A 12,934-nucleotide genomic window follows, 5' to 3' on the forward strand; every position below is an offset into this window, starting at 1 on the left:
GTCTGTGAAAAACAACCCTGCTTATAACTAATCTGACGTACTATGGACACCACAGAGATGCGTGAAGCGCGAAAAAGTGTTATGATTCTGATTGCCGACGATGACGAGGATGATCGGATGTTTACGAAGGAGGCTTTTGAGGAGAATTATCTGCTGAACGAAATTCGCTTTGTAAATGATGGTGTGGAATTATTGGACTACCTGAAGCGCCGTAATAAATACATCAATCCTGACGATAGCCCCCGTCCAGGAATTATCCTGCTAGACCTCAATATGCCCAAAATGGACGGGCGGGAGGCGTTGAAGGCAATCAAATCTGACCCTGACCTCTGGGCCATCCCCGTTGTGGTACTCACTACCTCGAAGGCCGAGCAAGATGTGTTGCAAACCTACGATTTAGGCGTCAATTGTTTCATTACAAAGCCCGTGTCTTTTGCAGAATTTATAGAAGTAGCCCGCACTGTCGGGCATTATTGGTTTGATATTGTCCAACTTCCCAACTCCCTCGACTGATGCAGAACGACACCATTAGACTACTCATTGTAGATGATGATGAAGATGATTTTTTCCTTACGTCAGATTATCTCAAAGATATTCGCAACAAAAAATTTATCATTACGTGGGCGGGTTCGTTTTCCGCAGGAATTGAACAACTGACCCACGCCAAATTTGATTTATGTTTCTTTGATTTTCTGCTTGGTGCCAAAACTGGAATTGACCTTTTGAAAGCGGCGATTCAGAGCGGCGTAAGCTGTCCGATTGTGCTCCTGACGGGCAAAGGTGATAAGCGAGTGGATGTGGAGGCCATGCGATTAGGCGCAATGGACTATCTCGTAAAGAGTGAGTTGGATTCCGAAAAGCTTGAACGCTGCATCCGATACGCCCTCGAACGCTCGGCGGTTTTGCAGCGCTTGCGCGAAAGTGAAACGCGTTTGCGGGGAATTTTTGGCCAGTTGAAAGATGCCGTTTTGCTCAAATGGCCCAAAGGACTCGTTTTTTATCACAATGATACTGCCCTTGACCTATTGGGGTATACAGAAGCAGAAATCCTGCAATTGCACTCGCAGGATTTGTTTGCGATTCCGGCGCAGCACTCTATGTATGTACATGTGCTGGAAGAAAAGGGCTTGGTCGAAAATCTGGAAATGTGGCTGGTGCGCAAAAGCGGGGAGCGCGTACTTTGTTCTCTGCACGCCAGCAAACAAAATGATAGCGAAGGAAAGGCGTACTATCTGCTTGTTATTCAGGATATTACTGAGCGAAAAAAAGTGGAGCGTGACAGGCTATTAGCCGAAAAATCAGCATCGACGGCTCGCTTAGTGCGTACGTTGGCGCATGAAGTCCGTAATCCGCTCACCAATATTCACTTATCGCTCGACCAGCTGGAGACTGATTTACAGGACGATGACCAGCGGTTATTTGTGGATATTATTCGTCGAAACGGTAAGCGTATCAATACCCTTATTACGGAGCTTCTCAATTCGTTTAAGCCACATGAAGCCGTATTTAAGCGAATTTCTATTCATGAATTATTGGATCAGACCGTCAATGAGGCCGAAGACAGACTGAGCCTAAAAAAAATTATACTCAATAAAGTTTATGGAAAAGACTGTTTGTTGCTCCTAGACGAACCCAAAATTAAAATCGCGTTACTCAATTTAATTATCAACGCGATTGAGGCCATGGAAGAAAACAAAGGCGTGTTGACGTTGTCGATGGAAATGTCTAAAACTTCCTGCTGTGTAAAAGTACAGGACAATGGCTCTGGAATAAGTCCAGAAAACATTAACCGCCTGTTTGAGCCTTATTTTACGTCCAAATCAAACGGGTTGGGGTTAGGACTCGCGGCTACGCTGACCATTTTGCAATCCCATCGGGCTTCAGTTGAGGTCGAGTCGGAGGAAGGAAAAGGAACAACTTTTACCGTTACGTTTCCTTTGAATTAATTAAGGTATACTCGAAGAGACTGATTTGATCGTAATTGGAGATTTAGACTAAGTTGTTAGAATCCTAATTGTCACTTGTAGACTTTCCAAGTTTGAATCTTTGATTGTTGAATAAAACTTGGAAAGTCTATTTTGTGCCATTACGTTAATTGGAGTTAATAATGGTTTGAGTTGTTTCGACGACTTTTACTTTTTTGGTTCTGAACAAAGAGCCTGTGATTTCTGCAATGACCGCCGCGCTAACAACGATAATGCCGAATACTGAAGACCACACCACAAAACGGTGGTACACGTCTGCATCGAGCCGGGCGATAATGACCCCGATAAGCGCCCAAATAACCGACAAACCGATGTAGGCATTTCTTAATTTCAGCAAGGCAAAACTGCCGATAATCGCCCCAGCCAGCACCATGGCGGAGGCCCAGAATACTTCACTTTGTCCCCAGCCGTTCCAGTCTAAAATCACTAACAAAGTAGTCGCGTTGGCAACGGTGGCAATGCACAACCACCCCAAATAAAGCCCAAATGGTGCTTTGACGGAAAAACGGGAGTTTTTGGCTAAATAAGGCGTTAGGGAGTCAATTCTGGCGTTGATATTGATTAACTGGCCTAAAAATAATACCATTATGAAAACCGAAAAAGCCACGTATTCATAATGCCAGACCAGAATCCAGACCATATTCAAGATACAGGTAATGATAAAACGAGGCCCAATCACGGTGACCGTTTCGGCCGTGGCGGGGTCGACCTGAGCGCTGAAGAGTGATTTACTTTGTTTGATACAAAAGACCAATAACAACAGGTAAATCACGCCCCAAATCGAAAAAGTGACGGGGGCGGGGACAAACAAGTTGGGGTATTGATTAGAGAGTTGCCCAGTGGTCTTGTCATTAATCGGCAAGGCATTTGCCAGGTAATTCACAAAGACCATCGCTAAAAAAAAGACCCAATTCAAAATTTGATAGGTTTTTACGGCAGATTTATTCCAAAGCGTTGTCATATAAGTGATAGTTAAGGTTAGAAGGCTGAAGTCAACAATTATTCCACGCGGATATCCACTGCGAAAATGGGGAAAATATTCCTCATATTAGGTTGTGTAGAACCCAGTTTTCTACATTTTTTACTCGTATTGCCTTGTGGCACAAGTGTTTTAAAAATATAGTTGTCTAAACGAAATGAAACCTTTTAATTTTTAAAGCCATGCGTTCTCTATTATATATCATCGCTGTTATTCTGGTTGTTGGTTGGCTTATTGGAACTTTTGCTTACAGTGCTGGAGGACTTATTCACATCCTTTTGGTACTAGCAGTTATTTCGCTAATCATCGGTTTTATTCGCCGGGGAACTATATAGTGCGTAGATATAACACCGAACTTTTACTTTACTCAGCGTTATATATAAAAGTGGTTTGTGCGTAGATATGACATCGTAAAACTCTAATTTACTTAATGTTATGGAAATTGCTTTGTTAATTACTATTACCGGATTTGTGGGTTTGGCCACCTCGGTAGGCATGTTGTATCTATCGCATTCACCCACTACGCACACTGCGGATTCGATTAGAAGATTTAGCCAACAAAAGCGGGATGATTTTTTTCGAAAGGTCAAACTGAATTCCCACCGAATTAAATAACTACGGACAGCATATTTTGTTATAAAAATACCAACGTAACCCCATTTGAACATTGATGCCCGGCACGACTTTTTAAGGATATATATTGAGCTCAGCCTAAGGAAATACAATATACAGAATTATCACCAAGATGAGTGACGAAGCCGAGAGGCAGGCTGTCTAATTGGGAAAACAAGCCATGAAAACAATTAATATCAATATACCGATTAAAAGATTGTTCATTTTTGCGATGAGTCTTTCGTCTATCGCAGGGCTTTCCGGCTGTACATCCACACCAAACGTTAGAAAATCGGGGAACGATACCTCGGGAGCATCCAAACAGACAATCAGCAGGTCTAAAAACCCCGCCAATTTTGCCATCGTGGCATCAACAATCGGTGGAGCTGCGGGTGCTGTTATTGAAAAATACATGGAAAAACAGGCTACAGTCCTGAACCGTGATTTGAGCGGAATAGCCTTAGTAGAACGTATCGGAGAGGGCATAAAGATTACAGTGAGTTCAGTTGTGTTGTTTGAAAGTGATAGTTATGCCCTCTCTAATACACCTCAGGAACAACTGAAAAAAATGGCCGAAACACTGATTACCTACAAAGATACGGAGCTGTTGATTGCGGGTCATACGGATGGAGTAGGAGATGCCAAGCAAAACCAAATTTTATCCGAAAAAAGGGCCGAATCATTCGCAGATTTTTTGCTGGCCCACAACGTGCCGCTATTACGAATGGTGACACAAGGCTTTGGTGAACAAACGCCCAAGGTCTCTAATGGCACCGATGAAGGACGACGTATGAATCAGCGGATTGAGATAGCTATCGTGGCCAATCAAACCTTGAAACAAGACGCCAAGCGCCAAGCAGAACAAGATAAGATTAGTAAGAAAAATGGCTAATAAGTCCTTAAAAAACAACGATATGCCAGAGAGCCTCATCACACCTCAGGATTTTGAAAAGAACCCTAAAACGGGTGAAATTCACAAAAAAGAGGAAGAAACGTTGCCCAAAACAACTGACGTAGACCCCGAAAAAGTAGACATCAAGTTGTACAAAGAGATAAAGAAAAACGCCGAAGAAGCCGAAAAATACACGGGCGGATAGAAAAGACAATAGCCATGAAAAAGACATTGATTGAAGACGAAATAATTGCGGATAAAACAAAAATGATATCCGGAAATACAGAAAACTCAACCGATGCGCTGTTTTCGGACACAATTGTGCCAGAAAAAACGCCCGAAGAAATTAAAATCAAGTCTGATGTTGCGCACACTTCCGAAGAGGAGAGCATCGACTATTCAAAGAGCAAAAACATGAGCGGCAATCGTGGGTACAATGAAGTACCCAACACGGTTCCAATCAAAAAATAGTGTAGTAGATTTTTCATAAGGTAAAGGGTTTAGGAATGGGTGAGAGCCGGGAGATTTTGTCCCCCGGCTCTTTTTTTGTATAAAATAGACTGCGGTGTTTTGTGCTGAAATGGGCTTGGTGGTGAACTTTTAGGTGATTTTAGATGGTTAGATTTTGGGTAGAATTGCTTCTCATTATAAAACCCCCTTCCAAAACCATGTTTGTACATCACGTTTTCTTTTTTTTGAAAAATCCCGACAGCGCCGCCGACCGCGACCAATTGGTGGCAGGCCTTCAGACCTTAACCGCGCTTGAGGGTGTAAAACTTGCCCACATCGGCAAAGTAGCCGATACCCACCGGGGAGTTATTGACCGTTCGTATTCGGTGTCGTGGCTGATGCTGTTTGAAACCAAAGCCGAGCAGGATGTGTATCAAGACCACCCCATTCACCATAAATTTGTGGAAAACTGCGCGCACTTGTGGGAAAAGGTCATTGTGTACGATTCAGATGATATTTAATGGATACCCGCGGCATGGCGTAAGTCATGCCGTTTTTGTTCTTATCCCCCATGCAAAAACCTGAAACCCATATTCGGCAGGCGCATCTTCCTACTCCGTTTGCGTATCGCAGTATGGCAGAGGTGGAAGAACGCCGTTCTCAAACCCCCGATTTGCCGCATCGGCACGATTACTTCACCGTCATTGTGGTTGAGCGCGCCCAAGGAGCCCACCAGATTGACTTTAAAGAATATACGTTGCGGGAAAATACGGTGTATTTTGTTTCTCCCGAACAAATCCATCACCTGACCGTGACGGAGCCCAATCCGCGCGGGCACGTTATTCTTTTTAGACCAGATTTTTTGCAGCAATACAGTTTTTCGCCTTCGCAGTTGTACGATATGGACCTGTTTTTCAACTGTGATGAGTCGCTGCCGTTGGAACTGACCCCCGATGAAATATATGAATTATTGCCGTTGGTCAGGGGTATGGAGGACGAAGCGCAGTCGGAACGCTCTCAAAAATGGGAGGCGGTAGGTGCGTGGCTAAAGTTGTTTTTACTGCAATGCAAACGTTTCAAATCCGACAAAAAAGTCTTGAACAAAACCTGGGACAATCGTCAGGCGGAGATTGTAAAACAGTTTAAAAGTGATGTTGAGCTTTTTTTTCGGAAATACCATAAAGTCAATGAATACGCCGACCGCCAACACCTGACCGCCAATCACCTCAACGATGTAATTAAAAGTGAAACGGGTACGTCGGCCAAAGAATTTATTCAGAACCGACTGGCGTTGGAAGCAAAGCGATTGGCGCGCTACTCGGAACTCAACGCCAAAGAAATCGCTTACCAATTGGGATATGACGACATTGCCCATTTTAGCAAATTCTTCAAAAAAAGCGAAGGAATGGCGTTTAGTGAGTTCCGCGAAAACACCGAACCGTAAAAACGCCAACAACTTCCGTGGTTTTTACGTTGATAGAGGTGATTTATTGCGTCAATTTTGCAATCAAAAAAAACTTTCCCCCATGGAAACCAAGCCATTCATCAAAGGACTTCACCACGTGACCGCCACCGTCAACGAAGCGCAGGCAGATTATGATTTTTACACCAAATTGTTAGCCCTTCGGCTAGTTAAAAAAACGGTAAATTTTGATAACAATGCCGTATATCACATGTATTATGGCGATAAGAATGGCACTCCTGGTACGATTTTTACTACATTTCCGTATCAAAATCAGGGAGTTCGTAAAGGTGTGGAAGGAACGGGGATGATTATTTCCACCACATTTTCGATTCCTTCGACGGCGCTGGGTTTTTGGAAAAGTCGTTTAGAAAATGCGGGTATTACCGTGGTTTCATCAGTTCGTTTTGGGCAGCAAGTGTTGTGGTTTCGTGACCCTGCCGAACTTCAAATTGAATTAATGACCGACGATAACGACACTCGTACGCCTTTCATCACCGATGAAGTCAACGAAGAAGTGGCCATTCGGGGCATTCACCATGTCACGTTGTGGGTAGCGCAGAATGATTGGGAACCCGTGAGGCACTTTTTGGCCGCCGAAATGAACATGACCGAAGTGGCGCAATACGGCGACCGGGTTCGTCTGGAGGTAAAAGGCGGTCAATCAGGAAACGCCCTAGAATTGCTCCGGGCAGCTGCGGACACCCCACGCGGCAAAAATGGCATCGGTACTGTACATCACGTAGCCTGGAAAATTGATAACGAAGAAGCGCAGCAGGCGCTGCGTCACCGACTGGTCGAGGAGTTGGGCATGGAAGTGACCGAAATCAAAGACCGTAAGTATTTTCGTTCCATTTATTTTCGTTTGCCTTCGCACCAATTGTTTGAAGTTGCCACGAGCGGCCCGGGCTTTGACGTCGATGAGACGGTCGAAGAATTGGGCACGCACCTTATGCTGCCAAACGACAAAGAACACAACCGTGCCGTCATTGAAGCGGGGCTGCCGAAAATTCAATTGTAAACTAGACGGAAAATGAAGAGCGTGTGGGATTTACAAAAACAGCTCCATGGCCACATCCGCCCGCGAATAAGGCGAACTAAAGTCTTTGACGGTTTTAAATCCAAGTTTTTGATAGAGATTCAAAGCGGGTAATAAACGCGAATTGGTTTCCAAATATAAACGTTTCAAGCCCATCTTTCGGGCTTCGTCAATGATAGATTGCCCCAGCAACTCGCCGATTCCCAGCCCTTTGACGTTGTTGTCGACGCCCATTTTCGAAAGCTCCATGCTGTCTTCGGTCATGGGTTTGAGCGCCGAAGTGCCCACAATATTGCCTTGGTATTCGGCCAATAGCACCAGTCCACCTTTGTTGAGGTAGAATTTATCAGGATTTTCGAGCGATTCCATGTCGAGGGGTTCGACCTTAAAGTACCGTTCAATCCATTCGTAGTTGATGCGTTTGAATCCTGCGCGGTGGATTTCGTTTTGAGGGTTCAGAGAAATGATGTTAACCTTGTTTCGTTCGCGCGTTTTCAATCTGCTTTTGATGCGCTCAGGTAGACTTTTGCGCAGAATCACCTGCTCGTATTCCATCAGGGCGCGTAGCACGTCGGTTTCACATTCGTTTCTTACTTCGTTCATGGTGTCTTCCAAATCCTCCAGCAGTTCTTTCATGCGGGCGTGCATTTGGTCCCCTTTTGGGGTCAGCTTGACGGTGGTTTCGCGCTTGTCGACCAATCCTTTCTGACTTTCCAAAAAGCCTGCTTTTGCCATTTCCTTGACCATCAAACTAACGCCCACGTGCGACTGCCCGATGCATTCGGCAATTTTCGAGACCGTCTCGGCCTCTTTTTGTGCCACGGCCAAAAATACAGGAAACCACTTTACCTCAAAATCCATTCCATACATTTGATACACCTGTGCAGAGGCTTGCTGACTGATTTCACCCAGTCGGCGCATATAACTTCCTAAGGCCACGTAGCCTAATGTTCGATACAATTCCATGAATAAATTATTTACGTAAGCAATTACGTAAATTAAAATAATGGTTATGTAAAAACCAATAACCTGGATAAATTTTTAGGAAATGGACAATGAATGGGTACTCGGTTTTGAGAAACCTCACTGGTGGATTTGAGAATCCGCTTGCACAAACCTACTTTAGCCTTGACTGTTTACTACTGAAATACAAGCAAAGCCATGATTTTGACAACGCATTCCTTCTTTTCGCCATTGTTCAACCTATATTATTGCATGACCTTTGCAGAGTCAATAAAACAAAAAAGTTGATCAACAGAAAGAAACAACCGCTATTTAAGCAATAACAACCAAGACAATGGAAACGAACAATTTAATCACAGGCATACACCACGTAACGGCCATCGCCGCTGACCCTCAACAAAACGTGGATTTTTACGTTGGTTTACTCGGATTGAGGCTAGTCAAAAAAACCGTCAATTTTGACGCCCCCGACGTATATCACCTTTATTACGGCGACGAAACGGGCAATGCAGGCAGTATTTTGACCTTCTTTCCGTTTGGACAAGGCAGCCAGAAAGGACGCCACGGCAAAGGACAGGCGGCTACTACCTCCTTCTCCATTCCTACGTCGGCCATCGACTTCTGGACCAAACGCTTTGACCAATACGGTATTTTGTACAAAAATCCTCAACAACGGTTCAACGAAGTGTTTATCTACTTTGAAGACCCCGATGGATTAGGCCTGGAATTGATTGCCAACGATGTGGATACGCGCCCAGGTTTTACTTACGGACATATTCCGTTGGAGTATTCGATTCGTGGTTTTTGGAATATCGAATTGTGGGAAACCACCTATGAACGCACGGAAGCGTTGCTGGCCAATTCGCTCAATTATGAGTTTATTGCCGAAGCAGGCGCTCGTCGTCGTTATGCTCCCAAAGGCGGTCACGCAGGTCAGTTTGTGGATATTGTTTGGGACAACAACAACCGTTGGGGAATGAACGGCGCGGGAACCGTACACCACGTGGCCTTTGATACTCCGACCGACAATTCTCAACTGGAAGTGCGCGAAGCGGTACTTTCGGCGGGTTTTATGCCAACGCATGTGCTTGACCGTCAGTATTTTCATTCCATTTATTTCCGCGAACCAGGTGGGGTGCTGTTTGAGGTAGCCACTACGCCTCCTGGCTTTTTATTGGACGAAGAAAAAGCAAAATTGGGTGAAGCCCTCAAATTGCCGCCTTGGCAAGAACGCAATCGTGCGCAAATTGAGCAATTGTTGCAACCAATTTCGCTGGAAGCCGTTTATCAAAAATATAATATTGGCTAATTAGAGTCAGGGTTGCGGAGGCAAAAACTTTCATCCCTAACCCTGAAAAAAATATACTAACATGCACAACATAAAAAATACCGTTTGGGCGGGCCAGCCGCTTGCCCAAGCCAAACGCGTACTCATCATGACCCACGGACGCGGGGCGAGTGCGCAAAGCATTCTGAGTTTGGCTGCTGAACTCAACGTGGAAAACACCGCTCTGGCAGCGCCTCAAGCCACGGGCAACACTTGGTATCCGTACAGTTTTTTGGCACCCGAAAATCAAAATGAACCGGGCCTATCGGCAGGGTTGCAGGTGTTGAGCCAATTGGTGGAAGATATCAAGCGACAAGGGTTTGATTCGCGGCAGATTTACTTGTTGGGCTTCTCGCAGGGCGCGTGTTTGACGGCAGAGTTTGCGGCGCGGAATGCTCAGCCGTTGGGAGGAGTATTTATTTTAAGCGGTGGTGTCATTGGCGATTCCATTAAGGCGGAGCGTTACTCGGGCGATTTTGAAGGAACGCCCATCTTTCTGGGATGTTCGGATGTAGATTCGCACGTGCCTTTGCACCGCGTTCAGGACAGTACCGAAGTATTCAAAAATTTAGGGGCTAATGTAACGGAACGAATCTATCCGAACGCCCCGCACAGTGTTTTTCAGGACGAAATCAATCACATTAATCAGGTGTTAAACCAAGCATAATGAAAACATTCAAAACCATTTCGTACGTATGGGAAGGCCGTCCGCAGCAGGTGGGCGATGGATTTGTAGGACAAAGCATGATTCCTTCCCAACGATTTCAAGACTTTAGCCCTTTTCTGATGCTCGACCATCACGGCCCGATGCAGGTGAAGCCTTCACGGATTCCGAAAGGCGTAGATGAACACCCACACCGTGGTATCGAAACCGTCACAGTAGTGTTTGAAGGAGCACTTCAGCACCGCGATTCGGCAGGTAATAAGGGTGTTATTTTTGCGGGTGATGTGCAATGGATGTCGGCGGCATCGGGCTTGGTTCACGAAGAAAAACACGAGGCCAACTTCTCGCGTCAGGGTGGAGTTTTGGATTTTGTCCAATTGTGGGTGAACCTCCCGAGGGCGCATAAAATGGAGAAACCGCGTTATCAGGAACTTACCTCTGCTCAAATTCCAGCGGTTGCGGTCAATGAAAACACCCAATTACGTGTTATTTCGGGCGAATTGAACGGAATCAAAGGGCCCGCGCTTACCTACACGCCCGTACTTTTAGCGGAGGTGATTGTGTCAGGTGAAAGTCAATTTGAGCTGCAACTGCCCCAAGGATTCAACGTGGCGATTCATGTGGGGCAGGGAGAAGTGGTTTTGAACAATACCGAAAAAGCCGCTGCCAAGCGCATTGCCAAACTCAGTCAGCAAGGAGAATGGATTTCGGTGTCAACTGGCACAAAAGGGGCGCGGTTATTGATTTTGGGCGGAGAGCCTATCAATGAGCCGATTGCAAGTTATGGTCCGTTTGTGATGAACACGCAAGCCGAAATCATGCAAACACTTCAGGATTATCAATCGGGCAAAATGGGCTTTTTGGAGCCAGTGGAATATTCTGAATAAGCCTTCTTTTTTCAACCATTGCATCGCGGCCCCGCGATGCGATGGTTGAAAATGATTACTTCACAAAACTGCGTACGGCATTATTAAATTCTTGAGTTTCAGTGATAAAAGGTTCGTGCCATGATTGACTGAACTCCACCGTTGACACCGAAGTATTGGTCAGCAATTGTTGGGTTTCACGTCCTACTTCTACGGGTACTATACCATCTTTTACTCCCCAAAACAGCCTGACTGGAATCCGAATATTCTTCAATAAAGCTCCTTTTTCAAAAAGACGACTTTCAACTTCACCGTAATAACTGTAGGCTTTGGAATGAGTAAACTGCGCTAAAGCGGTATTGGGTGAAGCAAAAGCGTAATTTGCTAGGTATTTTTTATCGTCATAAAGGGACACTGGATTACCGCCCAGTTTGTGCATCCACCGATAAATAAGCTCCCAATTAACGGTTGCTGTATTTTCAAGAGTTACTGGATTGGCCATTAATTCACGTTCTGCTTCGGCATTATTTTGCTTTTTTGCCTCACGCAATGCCCATTCCCGAACATGATACAGCCAACGATAATAAGAAAACATCCCATTGACGGCCATTAATCCAGAAATCATTTGCTGATTATTGTTTGTGGTCAAAAACTGCCAAGCCAGCTCAACGCCAAAACTATGCGCTAACAAATAAATCTGAGCGTTGGGGTACTGTTGTTTGAGCAGTTTGACAACATAAAAAGCATCCTCACTGAATTGAGCATAGCGTAACGTTGCCGAATCTACTTTGCCAGACGATGCTCCCGCTACCCGTTGGTCCCAATAGGCCACCATCATGTCGTTTTCCAGTTCTTTAAAATAATACCGGTAACACATTGCACAATCGCCCGGTCCACCGTGCAAATACAGCACAATTTTGTTAGATTGGGCATTTCCGTGTACCCAAACGGGCATATCGGCTCCTTTATGACGGAGAAAAAGTGTTTTTTGCTCGGTTGGCTCTACATCTTGGTCTTTACAGGAAACCAAAATTAGGATAATTGCGAGGCTCGTAAATAACTTATGAATTGTTTTCATTGCTTTTTGAAGGGAAAAATAGCCCCTATTTCCAGGCTGAATCGGTTAAGAGCGGATGTGTTATAGGGGCGTTGTTGGCTGATATTCAGCCGAGTATACCAATCAAAAGAAAGACCGCGACGCACTGAAAGAGCGCGTCCAGTGCCTACGAAAACAGTAGGCAAGAAAGCATTTCCTCCAGCATAGCGTATGCGTTCTAATTCACTATTGGCAGTTACTTGGTAGGTAGAACCCTCCAAAAAATAACGAAAGTACGCAGGGGCAATGCCTGCCTCAAGCAGCGTACCCCGTTTGCCTATACGTCGATATATCAACTCGGGGGCAATGATGATACCTAAATGGTTATGCGGATGGCGATAAAGTGCCGCGCTTGGCGCAATCAAAAGCATTTTAAGCGATTGATTACGCTCTTTTATTTTACTGAAAAGCGGGTATTCATATGCTGTTTTGAGGCCATAATGCGAAATGGTTTCGCCGTAATAACTGATCCTGAGCGATTGCGCCTGTGTATTTTTTTTGGTGAGGATAAGTAGCCCCAGCATCAAATACAGGCTTAAATGAATGTTTTTCATGGCTTAGTTTTCTGATTTTGCCAATGTTTCTCCGATGACTCAATC

16 protein-coding genes are annotated in these 12,934 nt (G+C 45.0%); 12 read left to right on the plus strand and 4 right to left on the minus strand.

What is annotated here, in order from left to right; translation table 11 throughout:
* Window positions 1-42 precede the first annotated feature (42 nt).
* Window positions 43-513 carry a response regulator gene (locus GVN20_RS01160; RefSeq protein ID WP_206023173.1) on the plus strand — a complete coding sequence of 157 codons (471 nt, stop codon included), beginning with the start codon at window positions 43-45 and terminating at the stop codon, window positions 511-513.
* Window positions 513-1,946, plus strand: coding sequence for a hybrid sensor histidine kinase/response regulator (locus GVN20_RS01165; RefSeq protein WP_166556578.1), 1,434 nt, complete (start codon window positions 513-515; stop codon window positions 1,944-1,946). The genes GVN20_RS01160 and GVN20_RS01165 overlap by 1 nt, the downstream gene beginning before the upstream one ends.
* A gap of 145 nt (window positions 1,947-2,091) precedes the next feature.
* Here GVN20_RS01165 and GVN20_RS01170 read toward each other — a convergent pair whose 3' ends face one another.
* On the minus strand, window positions 2,092-2,946 hold the full coding sequence (locus tag GVN20_RS01170) for a tryptophan-rich sensory protein (RefSeq protein WP_166556579.1): 855 nt from the start codon (window positions 2,944-2,946) through the stop codon (window positions 2,092-2,094).
* A gap of 200 nt (window positions 2,947-3,146) precedes the next feature.
* Between GVN20_RS01170 and GVN20_RS01175 the strand changes: the two genes are divergently transcribed.
* From GVN20_RS01175 to GVN20_RS01205, 7 genes are all read left to right on the plus strand, one after another.
* Entirely contained in the window at window positions 3,147-3,299 is a 153-nt protein-coding gene (locus tag GVN20_RS01175; RefSeq protein ID WP_166556580.1) for a lmo0937 family membrane protein, read from the plus strand.
* A gap of 458 nt (window positions 3,300-3,757) precedes the next feature.
* A complete protein-coding gene (locus GVN20_RS01180; RefSeq protein ID WP_166556581.1) occupies window positions 3,758-4,468 on the plus strand; it encodes an OmpA family protein in 711 nt (236 codons plus the stop codon).
* On the plus strand, window positions 4,461-4,673 hold the full coding sequence (locus GVN20_RS01185; protein ID WP_166556582.1) for a hypothetical protein: 213 nt from the start codon (window positions 4,461-4,463) through the stop codon (window positions 4,671-4,673). Before GVN20_RS01180 ends, GVN20_RS01185 begins: the two co-directional genes overlap by 8 nt.
* Window positions 4,674-4,687: 14 nt before the next feature.
* Window positions 4,688-4,939: a hypothetical protein gene (locus GVN20_RS01190; RefSeq protein WP_166556583.1), complete on the plus strand. Its 252-nt coding sequence runs from the start codon at window positions 4,688-4,690 to the stop codon at window positions 4,937-4,939.
* Window positions 4,940-5,136: 197 nt separating this feature from the next.
* On the plus strand, window positions 5,137-5,439 hold the full coding sequence (locus GVN20_RS01195) for a Dabb family protein (RefSeq protein ID WP_166556584.1): 303 nt from the start codon (window positions 5,137-5,139) through the stop codon (window positions 5,437-5,439).
* 50 nt (window positions 5,440-5,489) lie between these two features.
* Entirely contained in the window at window positions 5,490-6,362 is an 873-nt protein-coding gene (locus GVN20_RS01200; protein ID WP_166556585.1) for a helix-turn-helix domain-containing protein, read from the plus strand.
* An 82-nt stretch (window positions 6,363-6,444) separates the two neighbouring features.
* On the plus strand, window positions 6,445-7,401 hold the full coding sequence (locus GVN20_RS01205) for a VOC family protein (protein ID WP_166556586.1): 957 nt from the start codon (window positions 6,445-6,447) through the stop codon (window positions 7,399-7,401).
* A 30-nt stretch (window positions 7,402-7,431) separates the two neighbouring features.
* On the opposite strand, the gene GVN20_RS01210 is transcribed toward GVN20_RS01205, so the two are convergent.
* Entirely contained in the window at window positions 7,432-8,385 is a 954-nt protein-coding gene (locus GVN20_RS01210; RefSeq protein ID WP_166556587.1) for a helix-turn-helix domain-containing GNAT family N-acetyltransferase, read from the minus strand.
* A gap of 331 nt (window positions 8,386-8,716) precedes the next feature.
* Between GVN20_RS01210 and GVN20_RS01215 the strand changes: the two genes are divergently transcribed.
* The 3 genes from GVN20_RS01215 (at window position 8,717) to GVN20_RS01225 (ending at window position 11,260) form a co-directional block, all read left to right on the plus strand.
* Window positions 8,717-9,691, plus strand: a complete 975-nt coding sequence (locus GVN20_RS01215) for a VOC family protein (protein ID WP_166556588.1) — start codon at window positions 8,717-8,719, stop codon at window positions 9,689-9,691.
* A gap of 61 nt (window positions 9,692-9,752) precedes the next feature.
* Entirely contained in the window at window positions 9,753-10,376 is a 624-nt protein-coding gene (locus GVN20_RS01220) for an alpha/beta hydrolase (RefSeq protein WP_166556589.1), read from the plus strand.
* Window positions 10,376-11,260: a pirin family protein gene (locus GVN20_RS01225; RefSeq protein WP_166556590.1), complete on the plus strand. Its 885-nt coding sequence runs from the start codon at window positions 10,376-10,378 to the stop codon at window positions 11,258-11,260. The genes GVN20_RS01220 and GVN20_RS01225 overlap by 1 nt, the downstream gene beginning before the upstream one ends.
* A gap of 55 nt (window positions 11,261-11,315) precedes the next feature.
* Here the strand turns inward: GVN20_RS01225 and GVN20_RS01230 are convergent, their stop codons facing one another.
* Window positions 11,316-12,317 (minus strand): alpha/beta fold hydrolase, encoded by a 1,002-nt coding sequence (locus GVN20_RS01230; RefSeq protein ID WP_166556591.1) that lies wholly within the window; start codon window positions 12,315-12,317, stop codon window positions 11,316-11,318.
* A complete protein-coding gene (locus GVN20_RS01235; protein ID WP_229598938.1) occupies window positions 12,314-12,889 on the minus strand; it encodes a hypothetical protein in 576 nt (191 codons plus the stop codon). Before GVN20_RS01235 ends, GVN20_RS01230 begins: the two co-directional genes overlap by 4 nt.
* Between the last annotated feature and the right edge of the window lie 45 nt (window positions 12,890-12,934).

It is taken from the genome of Runella sp. CRIBMP, assembly GCF_009905605.1.
In the GTDB taxonomy this organism is placed as follows: Bacteria; Bacteroidota; Bacteroidia; order Cytophagales; family Spirosomataceae; genus Runella.